Source organism: Roseateles sp. UC29_93 (assembly GCF_042695725.1).
In the GTDB taxonomy this organism is placed as follows: Bacteria; Pseudomonadota; Gammaproteobacteria; order Burkholderiales; family Burkholderiaceae_C; genus Roseateles; species Roseateles noduli_A.
The window spans coordinates 1551269-1570543 of sequence record NZ_CP170545.1 but is presented as its reverse complement, the minus strand read 5'-3'; the positions used below and the strand labels follow the sequence as shown (position 1 = coordinate 1570543).

At 70.2% G+C, this 19275-nt stretch carries 11 protein-coding genes and 3 pseudogenes; 6 read left to right on the top strand and 8 right to left on the bottom strand.

All coding sequences use genetic code 11. The features are described 5' to 3' along the window. The first annotated feature begins 7 nt into the window (after positions 1-7). On the top strand, positions 8-616 hold the full coding sequence (gstA, locus tag ACFJIX_RS07405; protein WP_377158793.1) for a glutathione transferase GstA: 609 nt from the start codon (positions 8-10) through the stop codon (positions 614-616). A 19-nt stretch (positions 617-635) separates the two neighbouring features. Here gstA and ACFJIX_RS07400 read toward each other — a convergent pair whose 3' ends face one another. Next, positions 636-2228, bottom strand: a complete 1593-nt coding sequence (locus ACFJIX_RS07400) for a thioredoxin family protein (protein ID WP_377158791.1) — start codon at positions 2226-2228, stop codon at positions 636-638. A gap of 317 nt (positions 2229-2545) precedes the next feature. Between ACFJIX_RS07400 and ACFJIX_RS07395 the strand changes: the two genes are divergently transcribed. Beyond that, positions 2546-3385 carry a hypothetical protein gene (locus ACFJIX_RS07395; RefSeq protein ID WP_377158790.1) on the top strand — a complete coding sequence of 280 codons (840 nt, stop codon included), beginning with the start codon at positions 2546-2548 and terminating at the stop codon, positions 3383-3385. Here ACFJIX_RS07395 and ACFJIX_RS07390 read toward each other — a convergent pair. The 4 genes from ACFJIX_RS07390 to ACFJIX_RS07375 form a co-directional block, all read right to left on the bottom strand. After that, complete coding sequence (locus ACFJIX_RS07390; protein WP_377158788.1) at positions 3361-3906, bottom strand: GFA family protein; 546 nt, start codon at positions 3904-3906, stop codon at positions 3361-3363. The two genes, ACFJIX_RS07395 and ACFJIX_RS07390, sit on opposite strands and share 25 nt — an antisense overlap. A gap of 109 nt (positions 3907-4015) precedes the next feature. Next, positions 4016-4750: a hypothetical protein gene (locus tag ACFJIX_RS07385; RefSeq protein ID WP_377158786.1), complete on the bottom strand. Its 735-nt coding sequence runs from the start codon at positions 4748-4750 to the stop codon at positions 4016-4018. A 91-nt stretch (positions 4751-4841) separates the two neighbouring features. Next, a complete protein-coding gene (locus tag ACFJIX_RS07380) occupies positions 4842-6116 on the bottom strand; it encodes a DUF4397 domain-containing protein (protein WP_377158784.1) in 1275 nt (424 codons plus the stop codon). A 359-nt stretch (positions 6117-6475) separates the two neighbouring features. Next, positions 6476-7765, bottom strand: a complete 1290-nt coding sequence (locus ACFJIX_RS07375; RefSeq protein ID WP_377158782.1) for a DUF4397 domain-containing protein — start codon at positions 7763-7765, stop codon at positions 6476-6478. 219 nt (positions 7766-7984) lie between these two features. On the opposite strand from ACFJIX_RS07375, the pseudogene ACFJIX_RS07370 reads away from it, so the two are divergent. Together ACFJIX_RS07370 and ACFJIX_RS07365 are read left to right on the top strand one after the other, a co-directional pair. Continuing rightward, positions 7985-10046: pseudogene (locus tag ACFJIX_RS07370) on the top strand (FAD-dependent oxidoreductase). Positions 10047-10218: 172 nt separating this feature from the next. Next, positions 10219-12522: an EAL domain-containing protein gene (locus ACFJIX_RS07365; RefSeq protein ID WP_377158780.1), complete on the top strand. Its 2304-nt coding sequence runs from the start codon at positions 10219-10221 to the stop codon at positions 12520-12522. Between the two features lie 27 nt (positions 12523-12549). Here ACFJIX_RS07365 and ACFJIX_RS07360 read toward each other — a convergent pair whose 3' ends face one another. Together ACFJIX_RS07360 and ACFJIX_RS07355 are read right to left on the bottom strand one after the other, a co-directional pair. Beyond that, positions 12550-12927, bottom strand: coding sequence for a hypothetical protein (locus ACFJIX_RS07360; protein ID WP_377158778.1), 378 nt, complete (start codon positions 12925-12927; stop codon positions 12550-12552). A gap of 163 nt (positions 12928-13090) precedes the next feature. Continuing rightward, complete coding sequence (locus tag ACFJIX_RS07355) at positions 13091-13561, bottom strand: Lrp/AsnC ligand binding domain-containing protein (RefSeq protein ID WP_377158776.1); 471 nt, start codon at positions 13559-13561, stop codon at positions 13091-13093. 114 nt (positions 13562-13675) lie between these two features. Between ACFJIX_RS07355 and ACFJIX_RS07350 the strand changes: the two are divergent. After that, positions 13676-16639: pseudogene (locus ACFJIX_RS07350) on the top strand (L-glutamate gamma-semialdehyde dehydrogenase); the annotation flags it as partial. Between the two features lie 571 nt (positions 16640-17210). Here ACFJIX_RS07350 and ACFJIX_RS07345 read toward each other — a convergent pair. Further along, the gene (locus tag ACFJIX_RS07345) at positions 17211-17660 is read right to left on the bottom strand and encodes a hypothetical protein (protein ID WP_377158775.1); all 450 of its coding nucleotides are present in this window, start codon (positions 17658-17660) and stop codon (positions 17211-17213) included. Between the two features lie 132 nt (positions 17661-17792). Between ACFJIX_RS07345 and ACFJIX_RS07340 the strand changes: the two are divergent. Next, positions 17793-19232: pseudogene (locus ACFJIX_RS07340) on the top strand (PLP-dependent aminotransferase family protein). Positions 19233-19275 lie beyond the last annotated feature (43 nt).

Genomic DNA, 19275 nt, shown 5'->3' with positions numbered 1-19275 from the left:
ACCCCCCATGAAGCTCTACTACAGTCCCGGCGCCTGCTCGCTGTCCCCTCACATCGTCCTGCGCGAGGCCGGCCTGGCCTTCGAGCCGGTGATGGCCAGCACCAAGACCCACAAGCTGCAGGACGGCACCGACTACTACGGCATCAATCCGAAGGGCTACGTGCCGCTGCTGGAGCTGGACGACGGCCAGCGATTGACCGAAGGGCCGGCGATCATCCAATACATCGCCGACCAGGCGCCGGACAAGCAGCTCGCGCCGGCCAACGGCACGATGGCGCGCTACCGGCTGCAGGAGTGGCTCAACTTCATCACCACCGAACTGCACAAGACCTTCAGCCCGCTGTTCAATCCGGCGATCTCCGAGGACGCCAAGGGCGTCTTCCGGACCAAGCTGCACGAGCGCTTCAAGTGGGTCGACGGGCAGCTCGCGGGCAAGCAGTTCCTGATGGGCGACCAGTTCTCGGTGGCGGATGCCTACCTGTTCACCGTCTCGAACTGGGGCCAGCACGTTGGCGTCGACCTGGCCGGCTATCCGGACCTGGTCGCCTACCGCGGCCGCATCGCGGCGCGGCCGGCGGTCCAGGAATCGATGAAGGCTGAGGGCCTGCTGAAGTAACTCGGGACGAGGAGGGGCCTCAGCCCTTCTTCTTCAGCAGCGACTCGCAGGCGCCCTTGTCGCCGGCGTCCTGCTTGGCGCAGACGCCGTCCAGCTGGGCGCGCAGACGAGTGAGCGAGGCGTCGTGCTGCCCGCTCGCGTTCCACGCCACCAGCTGGCTGCCGACCTTCTGCAGCGAGCGCGCGCTGCGCTCGTAGAAGGCGCCCTTGTCCTTCTCGGCCTCGGCCAGCAGCTGCGCCGCGGCCTTCTCGATGCGGGCCGAATCCTGCGGCGCCAGCTCGACGAGCGCGCTCAGGTAGTTCGATCCCCATTGCAGGCGGGTGGCGGGGCCTTCGCTCTTGTTGAAGGCCTCCTCGTACCAGCGCAGTGCCTCGTCCTTCTTGCCCTGCTTGCGGGCGTTGCTGCCGAGCGAACTCATCAGGTAGTACGGGCTGTGGCTCTTGGCGATGCTGGCCTTCAGCAGCGCGTCACTCTCGCTCCACAGGCCGGCACGTCCGAGCAGGTAGGCCGCCGACGTGATCACCGCCTGGCGCTCATAGCCGTCGGTGACTTCCTTGTCGACCTTGGCGGCATGCGCCTTGGCCTCGGCCAGCAGCGGCGCCGGCAGCTTGGGAGCGAGCTCATCCTTCTTCTGGTCGAGGCGTGCCAACTCGACACGCGCCAGCAGCGACTGCAGCCGGTCGGCGCGCGACAGCGAGGCGTCGGCCTCGAAGCGCTTCAGCGCCACATCGAACTTCGCGACCAGTGCCTGCCGGTCCGCGCCAGCCGCGGGGGAGAGCGCGCGAACGATGTCGTCGCCGTTGTTGCTCAGCACGTCCATCTGCGCACGGGCGGCGGCCGGGTCTGCCAGCACCTGATCGACACGCGCCCGCAGGGCGGCGTCGGCCTTCAGGGCGCCGCCGCCTTCAGTGGCGGCCAGCGCCTTCAGCCACAGGCGCGTGGTCGTCTCCTCATCGACGCCCTGGCTCGCCGCAGCCAGCTTCGCGAGCAACGCCGGACGCTGCGCGGCGGGCACCAGCTGCTGCTCATCGGTTTCCCACGAATAGAAGCCCAGCAGCTTCCACTCGTTGGCGGAGATCTTCTTGCCGGCCTGCGCGTCGGCCAGCACGGTCTTCACCGGACGACCGCCGGCCAGGCCCAGCTGCAGCACGCGCAGCACCTGCGGCGCATCGACTTCGCCCGGCAGGCGGGTGAGTTCCTGACCGTCGTTGCTGAACAGGATCATGGTCGGGTAGCCGCGCACCTTGAAACGCGCGCCCAGGCGCTGGGCGCCGGGGTTGTCGCCGTCGATGTGGACCGCGACGAAGGCGCGCGACTGCTCGATGAAGTCGGCGCGGTTGAACAGCGTCGCCTTGAGCTGGTTGCACGGCGGGCACCACTTGGCGCCCCAGTACAGCAGCACCGGCTTCTTCTCGCCACGGGCCTGGGTGAAGGCGCGCTCGATGTCGGCGTCGCCGGAGGCCTCCTGCCACGACACCGAGGCCGAGGCGCTCGCGGCCATGGCCATGGGCATCAGCGCCGGCAGCGCGCCGATCGTGGACAACGCGGCGGCGAGGGCGGTCAGACGGGCGGCCGAGCGGAGACGACGGGCCATCGAGGTGGGGAAGGTCATGGCAGGAATCGCGGCCTCGTGAGCCGGTCGATGTCGAGGAAGCTGGCATTGTGGCGCCGCGCCGCAGAACCCGATATGCGGGACGCTTCTAACCTTGCACGGCACTAGGGACCCTCTGCCCCTTCCCCGGGCGCAAGACGCGCCTGGCATCCGCCATGATTCCTGGCTCCCTGCCTTCCCTGCCACCCGCCTCGCCTGACGAGACCGAAGCGGGCTCGGCATCCGCATCCGCCACGTCTCAAGCGCCCTTGTCCCGGCCAAGCTGGCAGTCGAACTCGGACTGGCATCGTTGCTCGGACGATTTCGACCGATGCACGTTGGTCGAACTGCAGCGCTGGGTCTGGGTCGTGATGCTCATGACCCTGCGCCGCAACGAAGGTGAGCCGTGGTGCCATCACGCCTTGCAGGCGAAGAAGGCCCAGTCGGACCTGAACAGGGACCACCCGGATCCTGCCACGATCGCGTCGATCCGGGCGTGGTTGCACGATGTCCGGCGCGACGTCGGTGCCTTGCAGCCTCAGCGAGATTCAGCGGCCGACCCGGAGGGCAAGGACCCGGCGCGCGATGGCGTTGTTCCTGGAGCGACGGCCATGGCGACGACCGCTCGCTCGACAGTCAGCGGCGAGGCGCTCAGTGCGATCCTGAAGTTCAGATCGAACCTGCCGGCACCTGCCAAGGATCTGTTGCGTGAGGTGCGCTTCATTGCCGTCCCGTCGGCGGACATCGCTCGGGGGATGGTGCCGGTCACATCGATCGGGACGGTCCTGACCCATGGGCCGCAGGTTTCGCTTGATGAAGGGCAGCGGCGGATCTTTGTCGCGGGTACGAGTCGACAGTGGAAAGCGCTGGACGTCGAGCAGAGCCTCCAGCGCGCGCGGCCGGACAGTGCCGAGGTGTCCGCGATCTGGCTCGCGGTGGCGCACATGCTGGAAGCAGTCGCATCGCCGCGTGGCCGCGAGGATCAGTTCCTGCGCGCCCTCCATCTGGAAGAACGTGGGCGCGACGCGGCTGAGGCACCCACCCGGGAGGCGCTCGCCGTGTGGCTGCTCGCCCGCGCCTTGACGGGACATTGGCCGACGGATCATCGGGCGGTGCGCTTTCTCCGGCGCTTCCTGGGCCCGCCCGACGACGCTCAGGCCCCGCGCGGCGGATCCTGAGTCGTGGGGGCCGTCCCCGTGCCGGACGGACGCTTCGCCCGCAGGATCGCTCCGCGCTCGAGGCTTTCGGGGGACCAGTGCTGACGGACGTCGTAGTACTCCGGCACGGCGACGGCCTCGGGCGGCAGCTGGACCCAGGGCTGCTTGGAGGCGGTGAAGATGTGGATGTCCGGCGGCAGGCGGTCGGGCTCGTCGAGCGTGCCGACGCGGACGAAGCGCACGGCGTCGCCGCCGCCGGCGTAATTGCTCCAGACGGCGATCGCGCAGCTCGGGCAACGCCAGATCTTCTGGCCCTTGCCGCTTTCGCTCGGGTTCAAGAACGGCACCGGTTCGCCGGCCAGCAGCTCGACGCGGTCGGCCTCGATCATCGCGTTGAGCGCGAAGGCCGCGCCGCTCGCACGCTGGCACCAGCGGCAGTGGCAGCAGTGGACGATCAGCGGTCGGCCGGTCATGCGGTAGCGGACCTGGCGGCAGTCGCAGCCGCCTTCGAAGATGTCAGGCGTGTCAGGCGTGTCGGTCATGGCGTCTCCCTCGTGATGCGAGCGCGCAGGATAGCGGTCCGAAAACGGCCATTGCACCGCCGCCCGGCCACAAGAACCGGGGACGACGGAGGTCACCCGTCGCCGGACCTCAGACCTCGCCCAGCAAGTCCTGACCCTCGTCGAGCGGCGCGGGCTCCGGATATGCCTTGGCGAGCGTCATCCACGTGCCGAAGTCCGGTTTCATCGGCCGGCGCGGCGCCGGGCGGCCGAGCTCGAAACGGAAACCCTCGCCGCCGCTCAAGTCGTGCGCGAACAGCACGCCGAACGCCGGCGGAATTTCCTCGACCTCGGCGATGCCGGCGCGCAGCACGTACCAGCATTGGCCGCTGAGTGCGAGGTAGGCCTGCGCCTTGGCGGGGCGGCGCAGCTCCGACAGCAGGTCGGCCCGGCTGACCTTGATCTCGTGCACGGCGGGTTCGAGGTAATCCTCGACGGTGGTGTTGCGCACCGAGTAGACGTCCGGCATCGCGTTGACCCATCGCATCCGCTCGGGCTCGTCCTCACGCGGGAGGCCGGCGCGCAGCGACAGCCCCCGCCAGACGACACGCCCCGCGCGTTGCAGCTCGACGGCCATGCGGGCGACCAGGTCCTCGTGGCGGTGGCGTGCGGTGCGGTTTTTCTGGAGTCCGAGGTGCAGCACCTCGATGCCGGCCTCAGTCAGTCGCAAGGTCTCACGGCCGTGCGGATCGACCCGACGCTCGAGCCAGCCCAGCGCCAGCAGTTCCACCTCCAGCATGTCCTGGCACGGCCAGCCGGCTGAGCGCCAGAGCTGGCGCAGGCGGCGGACCTGTGTCACGGTGGGACGGTAGACGGGCAGGGACATGCAGCGATGTTGCCGCATGTCCCCGCCAGGGACCGTCAGGAGGAGCGATGCGCGACGGGGAATCCCTCCGGCGGCCCGGACCCGCGGCCGGTCAGCGTTCGCGCCGCAGGATGCCGGCGGGTGCGGCGGGGTCTCCCGCCACGAACACGGCATACACGCCGTTGGCGCCGATCGCGACGTCGCGCGCGGCGTACAGCGGCGCGATGGACTGGGTCGAGGTGACCGTCAACAACGCGGCGCTGGCCGGTTCCACGGTGGCGTAGCCCGAGCTGCCCGGATCGACGGCGGCCACGACCGGGCTGTAGTCGAAGTTCATCGTGGTCGAAATGTCCAGACCGTTGACCAGCCGCAGACGCGCCTGGCCGGGCACCGCTGGCAGGCGGTTGTCGTCGGTCAGCACGGTCACGACAGGCGTGGCGGACACGCCGCGCAGCAGCACGGTGTAGTCCCCGCCAGCCACCAGCGCCGGCAGCGTGGCCGCGACAGGACGACCGTCGACCGAAGCCGTCAGCGACGGCGCGCTGGCCGGCACCATGCGGTAGTCGCCGATCGTCGGCGAGGCCTGACCGGCCAACAGGGGTTGTCCTCCGAGGGCACCGTCGACGCGCCCGTCCGGCATCGCCGCGATCATCCGCACGCGCGCCGATGCGTTGTCCAGGCGCGTGAGCTCGCCGCGCTGCGGGAGCATCAACGCGTGGACCAGAACGCCACCTGCTCCCCCTCGCAACACCAGCGTCGACACCTTGGCCGAGTCCAGTGTCACGGCGGGGAGGTCCAGCCGCACATCGTCGCGCTTCCCCGCGCCGGTGACGCGCAGTCGGTAGGTGCCGCTGCTGCGCATCAGGAACCCGCTGGATCCGCCGGCGAGCACGTTGGTGGCGAACGGCGGCGCGTCGGCTGGGTCGGCCGCTGGCTCGGTCAGGAAGACGTCGACCGGGCCGGCGTCCGGTGCGACGTTCAGGACCAGCAGCTTGCTCTGGCCGGAGACAGGCGCTTCCTGCTCCTCCTCCAGCAGGCTGGTGCGCACCGCGCCTGCGGGCCCGTACGCGATCAAGGTGTAGTGCGTGTCCGCCTTCAAGGTCGCGGGCGACGTGGCCACGGTGGCACTTCCGTTGCTGTTGAGCACCTGCAGGGACACGGGGCCATCGCCGCGGTTCGCATAGGACCCCAGCGTGAGCGCGGACACCGGGCCCGCCACCTTGTCCTTGTCGACGGCCAGATCGGCGCTCGCCAACTCGGGACTCGCGTTGAGCAGGCGGATCTGCGCGTCCTTGTCGTCACCGCCATTGCAGGCAGCGGTCAGCAGTGTGGCGGCGATGACGCCGAGCGGCATCAGCCATCGTGTGGTGCGGTCGGGGATGTGCATGGTCGGAGTGGCCGCCCGGGCAGCGGACATCGAGTGGATGAGGTCTCCGCAGACTAGGGGGCAGGCTTTGCCGACACATCAACTCGGATGGGTGGAACTGCCGACGGCTTCTAGTGAAAGAAGGTGTCCGCTGACTCAAATGAATGAGTCTGCTGACCCAAATGACTGGAAAGGGCGGGCGACGTTTCCGAAGGACGAAAAAAAGGCCACGCCTCGTGAGAGGACGTGGCCAACAGGGAGGAGGGTGCACCGGGCCGCGGTCGTGGTGACCGTCGCGCTGTGACGCGCATTCAGTGGTCCCGGGGCCGGGCGTTGTTCCCGGCCGATGCGCTCAGCGACGCATCATGGGTTCGGTCGGATCAGTTGGAAGAGCGCTCGCGACGCAGCGAACCGACCATTGCGTTGCTGTCGCCCATCACGAACACGGTGTAGACGTAGCCCGCCTGGATGCCCAGTTCGCTCAGGCTGTAGACCGGCGTCGTCGAGGACGGCGAGGTCACCGTCAGCAGCGCGGAGGTCGAGGCGGCGGTCGCCTGCGGCGACGACGAGGTGCCGGCGACCACGTTCGAGGCCAGCGCGCTGTAGTCGACGTTCAGCGTCAGTCCGGTGGTGGCGCTCGCCACGCCGTTGACCAGGCGGATCTTGGCCGTCGTGGTCGGGCTGGTCGGCAGGCGGTTGTCGTCGGTCAGGACCGCCAGCTTGGGATCCGCCGCCGTGCCCCACACCATCAGCGTGTAGTCGCTGCCCGCGGTCAGCGCCGGCTTCGTGAACGACATCAGCGCGCCGTTGACGTAGACCGACAGGTCCGCCGTGCCGGCCGCGACCGTCGTGTAGTCGCCGATTGTCGGCGCCACGGAGGTCGGCATCAGCGAGGTCTGGCCGATCGAGCCCGAGACCAGCGCGCTCCCGCCCACCGCGGCCACCAGGCGGGCCCGGACGGTCGAGTTGGGGAAGTTGGACGGCGCGCCCTGCTGCAGCAGCTGGATGCCGTTGACCAGCACGCCGCCGGTGCTGCCCGTCAGGATCAGCGTCGAGACACCGGCGGATGGCAGCGTGATGCTGGGGATGTCCAGCCGCAGGTCGGTCTTGGAACTCGCGGCGGTGATCCGCACGCGGAAGGTGCCGCTGTTGAGCGTGATGTAGCCGCTGCCCGAGCCGGTCGCGATGCCGCTCGCCACGGTCGAGGCGGTGTCCAGCGAGTCGTCGGCGCCGGTGACGTACACGTCCATCGCGCCGGCGTCCGGCGCCAGGTTCAGCACCAGCAGCTTGGACTTGCCGGTGGCCGCCGCGTCCTGGTCTTCCTGCAGCAGCGTCGTGCGCACCGAGCCGGCCGAGCCGTACGCGATCATCGTGTAGTGGCTGCCGGCGGCCAGCGTCGGCGTCGACGACGCCAGCGTGCTGCCGACGTTGTTGCTCTGCACTTCGGTGCCGGTGGCGTCGGTCTTCACGTCGGCATAGCTGCCCACGCCGGCATAGGCCACGCCGGAGTTCACCGTCGTGCTGTCCACGGCCATGTCCAGCGCGGCGTAGCCGATGCTGGCGTTGAGGAGGCGCATCTGCGCCGAACTGCTGTCGCTGCCGCCGCCGCAGGCGGTCAGCAGGGCGGCGGTGGCCACGCTCAGGCCCCAGGCCCAGGTCTTGAATCGCATCGTCCAACACTCCGATTGAGAATGCGGCGATTGAACGCGGGCCGTGTTGCTGGGGCTTGTGGCCGATTGCCAGCTTTGTGAACTTCCATATCAAGGCCGACACAGAGTTGCGGGGCGCCTCGGGTGTCCGTTCCCGGTATCGGTGCCGAGGTCTGGGCGCCGGGCCTCTTGGTATCGCCTCTCTAAACGCGCGCGGGCTCCGGCGCTAGCATCCGCGCGATGAACGCCTACCCGCAGCTGCTGTCGCCCCTGGACCTGGGCTTCACGACCCTCAAGAACCGCGTGCTGATGGGCAGCATGCACACGGGGCTCGAGGACTCGCGCAAGCACATCGACCGCCTGGCCGAGTACTTCGCCGAGCGCGCCTGCGGCCAGGTCGGCCTGATCGTCACCGGCGGCTACGCGCCCAACATCGCCGGCTGGACCAAGCCCTTCGCGGGCACGCTCATGACGGGCGGGGCCGCGCGCCGGCACCAGGCCATCACGCGGGCCGTGCATGGCGAGGGCGGCAAGATCGCGCTGCAGATCCTGCACACCGGCCGCTACGGCTACCACCCGTTCAACGTCGCGCCGTCGGCGTTGAAGTCGCCGATCTCGCCGTTCACGCCGCATGCGTTGAGCGAGCGCGGCATCGAGCGCCAGATCCGCGCCTTCGTCCGCTGCGCCGTGCTGGCGCGCGAGGCCGGGTACGACGGCGTCGAGGTGATGGGCTCCGAGGGCTACTTCATCAACCAGTTCCTGATCGCCGCCACGAACCAGCGCACCGATGCGTGGGGCGGCGACTTCGAACGCCGCATGCGGCTGCCCGTCGAGATCCTCACCCGCATGCGCGAGGCCGTCGGCCCCGACTTCATCATCATCTACCGCTTGTCTATGCTGGACCTCGTGCCGGAGGGCGGCAACTGGGACGAGGTGCTGCAGCTGGCGAGGGCCGTCGCGAAGGCCGGCGCCACCATCATCAACACCGGCATCGGCTGGCACGAGGCCCGCATCCCGACGATCGCGACCAGCGTGCCGCGTGCCGGCTTCGCCTGGGTCACGAAGAAGCTGCGCGACCAGCTGCATGCCGAGGGCATCCGCACGCCGCTGATCACCAGCAACCGCATCAACACGCCCGAGGTCGCCGAGTCGGTGCTGGCCGACGGATCGGCGGACATGGTGTCGATGGCGCGCCCGCTGCTGGCCGATCCGGCCTTCGTGCGCAAGGCCGCGGAGGGGCGGGCCGACGAGATCAACACCTGCATCGCCTGCAACCAGGCCTGCCTCGATCACGTGTTCAAGCAGGAGGTGGCGTCCTGCCTCGTGAACCCGCGCGCCGGTCACGAGACCCTGCTGCGCATCGTCCCGGTTGCCGCCGGGCAGCTGCGCAAGCGCGTCGCCGTCGTCGGCGCGGGACCGGCCGGCCTGGCGGCCGCGACGACGCTCGCCGAGCGTGGCCACCACGTCACGCTGATCGACGCCGCCCAGGAGATCGGCGGCCAGTTCAACCTGGCCAAGCGGATCCCGGGCAAGGAGGAGTTCCACGAGACGCTGCGCTACTTCAAGCGGCGGCTGGAGTTGCTCGGCGTCACGCCGCGACTGGGACGTCGCGTGAGCGCCGGTGATTTGATGGACTACGACGAGGTGCTCCTCGCCACCGGCGTGACGCCGCGCGATCCGCGCATCCCCGGCCAGGACGAAGGCATCGCCCGGGGCCAGGTCTTGACCTACCTCGAGGTCCTGCGCGGCGAGAAGCCGGTCGGGCGTCGTGTGGCGGTCGTGGGCGCGGGCGGCATCGGCTTCGACGTGGCGGAGTTCCTGCTCGAGCAGGGGCACTCGCTGGCGCTCGACGCGCCGGCGTGGCGCAAGCACTGGGGTGTCGGCGATCCGGAGCAGACGCGAGGCGGGCTCGCGCGTCCGCAACCCCGAGCCCGCCGAGCGGGAGATCACCTTGCTGCAACGGCGCGCCGGCAAGCTCGGCGCGGGCCTGGGCAAGACCACCGGATGGATCCATCGCGCCGCCTTGAAGACGCACGGCGTACGGATGGTCGGCGGCGTGCAGTACGAGCGCATCGATGAGCACGGCCTGTGGATCAGCCAGGGCGAAGATCGCACCGATCCCGAGCGCATCGACTGCGACACCATCGTCCTGTGCGCGGGTCAGGAACCGCTGCGGGAACTCGAAGCGCCGCTGCGCGCGGCGGGCCGGTCGGTGCAGCTGATCGGCGGTTCGGCCGAGGCCAAAGAATTGGATGCAAAGCGTGCAATCCTGCAGGGAACGCGTGTGGCGGCCTCGCTGTAACCCCTAGCAACGTTTTCTTACCGGCGTCGATACTCCGGCGGTCGTGCATGAGGGAACGCCCGCGACCCGCGGGCGGCGCCGACATGGGGCCAGCTGTTGCCCCTCCATTCATAAAAAGATCCTTGGGTGAGCCATGCGTCTTCGCCTGAACCGTCGTTGGGGATGCCTTGTCGTGTCCGCGCTGCTGCCTGCGTGCCTGAGCACGTCGGCGTGGGCGGGTGCGTCCGCGTCTGTCCCCGCGGCGGTGCCGTCCGCGGCGCGGTCGATGGCGGCGCATCTGCCGGCGTGGATCGATTCCGGCTCCACCGTGTTCTGGCTGGGCGCCGGCTGCGTGATCGGCGGCCTGACGCTGGGCGTGATGGTCAGCCTGTTCGTGCAGCAGCGCGGCCGTCTGCAAGGCCGCCGCGAGGAACTCCGACGCGTGCGCCGGGAGCGCGCCCGGCTCAGCGCGCTGCTGAACGCGATTCCCGATCCGATGTATTTCAAGGATGCCAACGGCGCCTATGAGGGCTGCAATCCGGCCTTCGAGCGGGCTGTCGGCCTCACCGAGCAGGAACTGATCGGACGCCGCGACGCCGACCTGCCGAACCCTCCGGGCTGGGTGGACACGCAGTCCGACGGCCGCCTCCTGACCTGGCGCGACGACAGCAGCGAGACCGGCGGCGGGACACGTTGCCTGGACGTCTCCAGCGCCCGTGTGTTCGACGACGACCAGTACCTGGGCCAGGTCGCCATCGCGCGCGACGTGACCCAGCTGCAGCAGGCCACCGACGCCGCCCGCCGCGCCGCCACCGTGTACGAGCACTGCGGCGAGGGCATCATGGTCATCGACCACCAGTTGCGCATCGTCGACGTCAACCCGGCCCTGGTGGCGATGGTCGGCCACGACCGGCAGACGCTGCTGGGCAAGCGCCCGTTGCTGCTGCGCGACGCCGAACAGGACCCCGAAAAGCTCCGTGCCCTGTGGACCGACATCGAGACCCGCGGCAAGTGGAGCGGCGAGGTCACCGAGCGCCACAAGAACGGCGACTCGATCCCGATGTGGGCGACCTTCGTGAAGGTGCCGGCACCGTCGGGCGATCCGGAGCAGGTGCAGTACCTCAGCGTGCTGACCGACATCTCCCGCATCAAGCAGACCGAGGCCGAGCTGCTGCACCAGTCGCTGCACGACAGCCTGACGGGCCTGCCCAACGCGGCGCTGCTGCGCGACCGCATCTCGCGCCAGGTCGGCAACGCGCAGCGCGAGCACACCTGCGTGGCCGTGCTGTACATCGACCTGGACGGTTTCCGCGACGTCAACGACATCGCCGGCCATGCCGCGGGCGACCAGGTGCTGCTGACCGCGGCGGCGCGCTTCGCCAACGTGACGCGGTTGAGCGACTCGGTAGCGCGCGTCGGCGCGGATGAATTCGTCGTCGTGCTGTCGGGCCTGGTCGACGAGGAGACCGCGATGCGGCTCGGCGACCGGCTGATCCAGGCGATGGACGAGCCGATCATCATCGACCATCACCGCTTCAACGTCGGCGCCAGCATCGGCCTGGCGCTGTTCCCGGCCGACGGCACGCACGTCGACGAGTTGCTGCGCAACGCCGAGGTCGCCATGGTGCGCGCCAAGCTGCACGCGCGCGGTTCGGTCCAGGCTTACCGGCCAGAGCTGACGCAGGCGGTGCAGCAGCGTTTCGAGCTGACGCACGCGCTGCGGCAGGCCAACGAGGCCGCGCAGTTCCGCCTCGAGTACCAGCCGCAGGTGCGGCTGAGCGACGGCGCGCTGATCGGCGCGGAGGCGCTGCTGCGCTGGCGCCATCCGACGCGCGGGCCCATCTCGCCGGCGGACTTCATCCCGCTGGCCGAAGAGACCGGCCTGATCATCCCCATCGGCCGCTGGGTGCTGGAGCAGGCCTGCGCGCAGGTGGCGCGCTGGCAGGGCCAGGAGGGCAAGCCGCAGCAGGTCGCGGTCAACGTTTCGGCGCGGCAGCTGCGCCAGCCGGACTTCATCGAGACGCTGGATTTCATCCTCGGCGAGACCGGCTGCCCGCCGAGCGCGCTGGAGCTCGAGGTCACCGAGAGCCTCCTGCTCGAGGACGCCGAGCAGGCCATCAGCCTGCTCACGCGGATCTCCAACCGCGGCGTGCGCATCGCCATCGATGATTTCGGCACCGGCTACTCGTCGCTGGCCTACCTGAAGCGGATGCCGGTCAGCACGCTGAAGATCGACCGCAGCTTCGTCAACGAGCTGAGCAGCGATGCCAACGTCGCCGCGATCGCCCGCACGGTCATCGTGCTGGCGCGCAGCCTGAACCTCGACGTGCTCGCCGAGGGCGTCGAAACGATCGAGCAGGCCGAGTGGTTGCGCCGCGAGGGCTGCGACTGGGCGCAGGGCTGGTACTACGGCCGCCCGATGCCGCCGGAAGACTTCGTCGTCACGCCGCCGCCCGAGCCGCTGCGCCGCGCGCCCAAGCGTCTGCAGCTGGCCTGATCGCCTTGCTTGCGGGCCGAGGCCCGATCACGCGTCGCCATCGCCATTCATCCGACGTCGCGGCGTCGCCGGCGCGGCGGTCGCCGAGGGCGCTGCGGGCGCTTCCGCCCACACGCGCCATTCCTTCGCGCTGACTTCGCGGACCTCGAGGCCGCGGCGCAGGATGAAACTGGAGTCATGCCAGCTTTCCACCGGTCCGGCGAGCGTTCGCCGTGGCGGTGGTTCCGCGCCGAAGTCGGAATCGCCGAAGCTGCTGCCGCTGTCGGAGTAGCGACTGTCGCCATGGCTGAACCGGCTGTCGCCGTAGTGGCTGGGCAGCTCGCTGTCGGGGCCGCCGGCGCCCACGAACGGCCTGGACGCGGCGCGCGGGAGCTGGGACGGGGTCTGGGAGGGCCGGTACTTCATCTCGGAAACCTCGGAATCACGGGAGAGGCACTCCATGGTGATCCTGTCGCAGCCCGACCGTCAGCCCGCAGATGGAGGGGCTGAAGGGGGAGGACATCTCCCCCTTGAATTCGCTTGCAACTGTCGGCGGTGTGTGTAAATCACAGGGACAGCGCGATCCCGTTCACAGCGGCAGCGCGGTGGTGTTCTTCACCTCTTCCATGACGGCGTAGGTCCGCGTCTCGCGGACGCCGGGCAGGGTCCAGATCACCGCCCCGATGAACTCCCGGTAGGCGGTCATGTCGGACACCCGGGTCTTGAGCAGGTAGTCGAAGCCGCCCGCCACCAGGTGGCATTCCAGGATCTCCGGCCGGGCCTGCACGGCGGCGCGGAAGTTGTCCATGACGTCGTGCACCGTGCGGTCGAGCAGGATCTCGATGAACACCAGCATCTGCGCGCCCAGCTTGGCCGGGTTCAGCCGCGCCTCGTAGCCGAGGATGAAGCCGTCGCGGGTGAGGCGCCGGACGCGCTCCAGCACCGCTGTCGCGGACATCTGCACTTCCTCGGCCAGCTTCAGGTTGCTGATGCGGCCGTCCTGCTGCAGCAGCCCCAGGATGCGGCGATCGATCTTGTCCAGGTCTTCAAGGCTGCTCATGCTGGATTCCATCCGGCGAAGGTCGACAACATTGGTGAGTAATTCGGCGTGTTACTTCCTAAACTCCCGCCATTCGCTAGGGGAGCGCCCCTCGCACGAACATCCGAGGATTCTATGACCGCCTTCCCCCTCCCGCCGGAAACCTCCCGCCTGCCGGACCCGTATCGCGAGGAACTGCCGCTGGTGCGCGCGCTCGCCGCGGAAATGCAGGCGCTGAACTGGCAGGCGATCGTCGACCAGGCGCGCCCCTGGGTGCAGCAGGTGCGCGGGAATCCGGCGCCGTTCTGGGCCATGGAATCGCTGCTGCGCGAGTACCCGATCACCAGCGCTGAAGGTCTGGCGCTGATGCGTCTGGCGGAGGCGCTGCTGCGCGTGCCCGATGCCGAGACCGCCATCGCGCTGACGGCCGACCAGCTCGGCCGCGCCGACTTCGACGGCGCCTCGGACGGCCCGCACAAGATGCTGGCCGGTCTGGCGGCGAGCGCGATCTCGCTGTCCAAGAAATTCCTCCCGGATGCCGAGGCCGACTCCGGCCTGATGAAGCGCCTGGGCGCGCAGACCGTGGTTGCCGCCACGGTGCGCGCGATCCAGCTGCTGGGTCGCCAGTTCGTGCTGGGTCGCAACATCCAGGAAGCGATGAAGGAGGCTGATGCCGCGCGCAAGGTGCAGGACCAGTTGCGCTTCTCCTACGACATGCTGGGCGAAGGCGCCCGTACCGAGCGCGACGCCGAGCGCTACCAGGCCTCGTATCTCAACGCGATCGCCGCCATCGCCGCCGGCCGCAAGGCCGAGTCGCCGGAAGGCAGCGATGGCATCTCGATCAAGCTCTCGGCGCTGTTCTCGCGCTACGAGGTCCTGCAGCGCGAGCGCGTCTACGCCGAGCTGCTGCCGCGCGTGTGGCAACTCGTCGAGAAGGCCGCGCAGGCCAACATCAACCTGACGATCGATGCCGAGGAAGTCGACCGGCTCGAGATCTCGCTCGAGCTGCTGGACGCCCTGGCCGCGCGCATCGCGACGCACTTCCCGCAATGGCGCGGTTTCGGCCTCGCGGTGCAGGCGTACCAGACGCGGGCCCGCGACGTCGTGGAGGCGGTCGCCGCGATCGCCCGCCAACACGGGCTGAAATTCATGGTGCGCCTCGTGAAGGGCGCCTACTGGGACGGCGAGATCAAGCGCGCCCAGGAGCAGGGCCTGCCGTTCTACCCGGTCTACACGCACAAGCCGCATACCGACGTCTCCTACCTGGCCTGCGCACAGGCGCTGCTGCGGCATCACGACGTCATCTATCCGCAGTTCGCGAGCCACAACGCCGGCACCATCGCCGCCATCCTGCAGATGGCGCGCTCGCTGGGCGCCAAGTTCGAGATGCAGCGCCTGCACGGCATGGGCGAGGGCGTCTATCGGGAAGTGCTGAAGGACGGCTCGATCCCCTGCCGCGTCTACGCGCCGGTGGGCGAGCACCGTGACCTGCTCGCCTATCTGGTCCGTCGCCTGCTGGAGAACGGCGCCAACTCGTCCTTCGTGCATCAGCTGGCCGATCCGACCGTCGCGCCGGAAGAGCTGCTGGCGTCGCCGATGACCGAGATCCGCGACGAAGCCTCGCTGCCGCTGCCGATCGCCCTGTACCGCGACGCGGCGGGCCGCGGCCGCGACAACTCGTCGGGCCTGGACCTCGCCGTGCCCGAGCAGCGCCAGACGCTGCTGGATGCGCTGGCGCAGTGCACGGTGCCGGTGATGGTCGAGGCCTCGCCGGAGGAGGTCGACGCCGCGATGGCGCGACTGCAAGGCGGCTTCGCCGGCTGGAACGCGACGCCCGTGGCCGAGCGCGCCGCCGTGCTGCGCCGCGCCGCCGACGCGCTGCAGGCGCAGCTGCCGCAGTACTGCGCGCTGCTGGTCAAGGAGGCCTACAAGAGCCTGGGCGACGCGATCAGCGAAGTGCGCGAGGCCATCGACTTCCTGCGCTACTACGCCGACGAGGCCGAGCGCCTGGCGGCCGACGGCGTCGCGTTGAACGGGCGCGGCGTGTTCGTCTGCATCTCGCCGTGGAACTTCCCGCTGGCGATCTTCGCCGGCCAGGTGGTCGCGGCGCTGGCCGCGGGCAACGCGGTCGCCGCGAAGCCCGCGGAACAGACCCCGGCCGTTGCTCGCGAGTGCGTCGCGCTGCTGCACGCGGCGGGCGTTCCCGTCGACGCGGTGCAACTGGTGCACGGCCGCGGCGAGACCGTCGGCGCGCGCCTGGTGGCCGCGCCGCAGACGGCGGGCGTGTGCTTCACCGGCTCCACGCAGGTGGCGCAGATCATCAACCGCCAGCTCGCGGCCAAGCCCGGCGCCGCGGCGCTGCCGCTGATCGCCGAGACCGGCGGCCTGAACGCGATGATCGTGGACTCGACGGCGCTGCCGGAGCAGGTCATCGATGCCGTCGTGCAATCGGCCTTCCGCAGCGCGGGCCAGCGCTGCTCGGCGCTGCGACTGCTGGCGGTGCACGAGGCGGTCGCCGACGGCGTCATCGAGATGCTGCGCGGCGCGGTCAAGGAACTGCGTGTCGGCGATACCGCGGACCTGTCGACCGATGTCGGCCCGCTGATCGACGACGAAGCCTTCGAGGGCGTGTCCAAGGACGTCCAGCGCCTCAAGCGCGAAGCGACGCTGATCGCCGAGGCGGTGCCGGCCGACGGCTGCCCGCGCCTGCTGCCGCCGGTGGCGGTCGAGCTGCCGACGATCGCTTCGCTGAAGAAGGAGATCTTCGGTCCGGTGCTGCACGTGGTGCGCTGGAGCGGCGACGTCGACGGCGTCGTGCGCGAGATCAACGCGCTGGGCTACGGCCTGACGCTGGGCATCCAGACCCGCATCGACAGTCGGGCGCTGCGGCTTGCGTCGGAAGCGCGCATCGGCAACGTCTACGTGAACCGCAACATCATCGGCGCGGTGGTCGGCGTGCAGCCGTTCGGCGGCGAAGGCATGTCCGGCACCGGTCCGAAAGCCGGTGGTCCGCACTACCTGCTGCGCTTCGTCGCACAGCCGAAGGTGGAAGCGCCAGCCGACGCGCCGGCGCTGTCGACGACCGGCGCGGGCGCGGACCTGTCGCCGCTGTTCACCGCGCACGAGGCCTGGGCCGAGCGCCCGGTCGACGAGCGCGCAACGGCGCTGGAACGCTCCGCGGCCGGCCAGTCGCCGGTGGTCGCCGGGGCTTGGCGCACGCTGGCCGCGGGCGCCCGGCGCTCGCTGGTCGACGTGAAGCTGCCCGGCCCGACCGGGGAGAGCAACGAACTGCGCCTGCACGGCCGCGGTGTGATCGCGGTGCTGGCGCAGGGCGCGTCGCAGGAGGAGCTGGCGCGTGCGCTCGGTGCGGCGCTGGTGGCCGGCAACGCGGTCGCGATCGTGGGCGGCGGCGACGTGGCGCAGGACCTGCGCACGGCGCTGATGCGCGGCGGCGTGACCGCGGCGGCGATGCAGCTGCTGCCGGCGGACCAGCTGGGAGCGGTGCTGCGCGCGACGCGACTGGCGGGCGTCATCGCGCCGGCGGCGCTGCAGGTGCCGGTGCAGCGCGAGCTCGCGGGCCGTGATGGCGCGATCCTGCCGGTCGTGCCGATGGTCGAGCTGGCCGATGCCCGCCAGCTCTACCGCCTCGTCGCGGAGCAGACGCTGACGATCAATACGGCGGCCGCGGGCGGGAACGCCGCGCTGCTGGCGGGCGTGCACTGATCCGGCTGGCCGGGTCGCGCGAGACCCGGCCCTCCAGCCGCCACCAGCCGGTGCGCGGCACGACCCAGACCTCGCCGCTCCTGAAGCGGCGCGCCTGCGGCCAGCAGTGGTCAGCCCAGAGCGCGGGCGCGTCCTCGACATCGACGACGCCGGCCTGCACGTGCATCACGGTGCCTCGTGCGAGCTTCAGCATCAGCGACTGGCCGGCGACCAGCCGGAGTTCCTGCGGCCCCGTCGAAGGCTGCCGCACGCGGGTAGGCGCAGCCAGCGCGGGCACGGTGTGCGGTGGCGCGGCCTGCCAGGGCCAGGGGATGGGCAAGGATCGCAGGACGGCGGCGAGGAACATGACGGCGTCGCCCGAAGGCGCCTCGATGGGATGGGTGTCCAGTGTTCCCATCGACGACGCGGTGTGACAGGCACAGCGGCGCCCTTTGTTCTGCGTAACAGCCATCGTCGCCGGGCTGTTCCGTATCGACGGGGCGCCGGCTGTTCCGGTGTCGCGCGCGCCTGCGGGCGCAGAATCGCCGGCATGGACGCTTCGGACCCTCTGTACGCGCAGGTCGCCGCGCACTACCGCCAGGCCATCGCGGCCGGCACGATGCCGCCGGGGAGCCGGATGCCGTCGGTGCGCACGCTGATGGGTCTGCACCGCGTGAGCCTGAGCACCGCGCTGCAGGCCTGCCGTCTGCTTGAAAGCCAGGGCCTGCTGCAGGCCCGTCAACGCGCCGGCTATTTCGTGAGACCGCCGCGCCCGAACCGGCTGGCGCGCGCCGCCGAGCCGCGCCAGACGCAGGCCGATCCGGCGCGTTTCGTCGGCGTGCACGAGCGCATCTCCGAGATCCTCACCCGCGGCATCGCCGCGAAGCCCGAGGTCAACCTGTCCGGCGCCTGCGCGCATGCGTCGCTGTATCCGACCCGTGCGCTGGCCCTGCACGGCCAGCGGCTGCTGCGCCGCCGACCCGAGATCCTCGGCATCCAGCCCGATCCCGCAAGGCCTGCTCGCGCTGCGCCAGGGCCTGTCGCGCCTGGCGCTGAACGCACAGATCCAGCTCGACCCGTCGCAGCTCGTGATCACCCACGGATGCACCGAGGCGCTCGGCATCGCGCTGCGCGCGGTGACGACGCCGGGGACGCGGTGGCGGTCGAGTCGCCGACCTACTACGGCCTGCTGCAGCTGCTGGAGAGCCTGGGCCTGCGCGCGCTGGAGATCCCGACCAGTCCCCACACGGGCCTGTCCGTCGAGGCCTTCGAGGCCGCCGCGATGCACGAGCCCCGGCTCAAGGCGGTGGTCGTCGTGCCCAACCTGCAGAACCCGCTCGGCGCGGTGATGCCGGACGATGCCGAGCAGGCGCTGCTGGCGGTCTGCGAGGCCCGCGATCTCGCCCTCATCGAGGACGACACCTACGCGCTGCTGTGCGACACGCCGCAGCGCGCGATCAAGTCCTGGGACACGACGGGGCGGGTGATCTTCTGCTCGTCGCTGCACAAGACGCTGGCGCCCGGCATGCGCGTGGGCTGGATCGCGGCGGGGCGCTGGCAGCCGCGCGTGGAGATCCTCAAGTACGCGCAGAGCCGGCCCAACGAGATGCTGGGTCAGGCCATCCTGGCGGAGTTCCTGGCCGGCGGCCAGATCGAGCGCCACCTGCGCGCGCTGCGGGCGAAGCTCGCCACGCAGCGCGAGCAGATGGTGGCGGCGTTGTCCGACGAATTGCCGGCCGGCACCCGGCTCAGCCTGCCGCCAGGCGGCCCGAGCCTGTGGGTCGAATTGCCCGAGGGGCTGTCCTCGCTTGCGTTGTTCGACGCCGCGCTGGAGAAGGGCATCCGGCTGGGGCCGGGGCTGATGTACTCGAACTCCGAGCGCTTCGACAACTTCATCCGCATCAACGCCGGCAATCCGATGGATGACACGCAACGGCGCGCGATCGCGACGCTGGGCGAGCTCTGCACGTCGATGTTGAGAGCACGTTGAACGCCCGGATCCAGGGCGCACCCGCCATGAGGCGGGACTACAC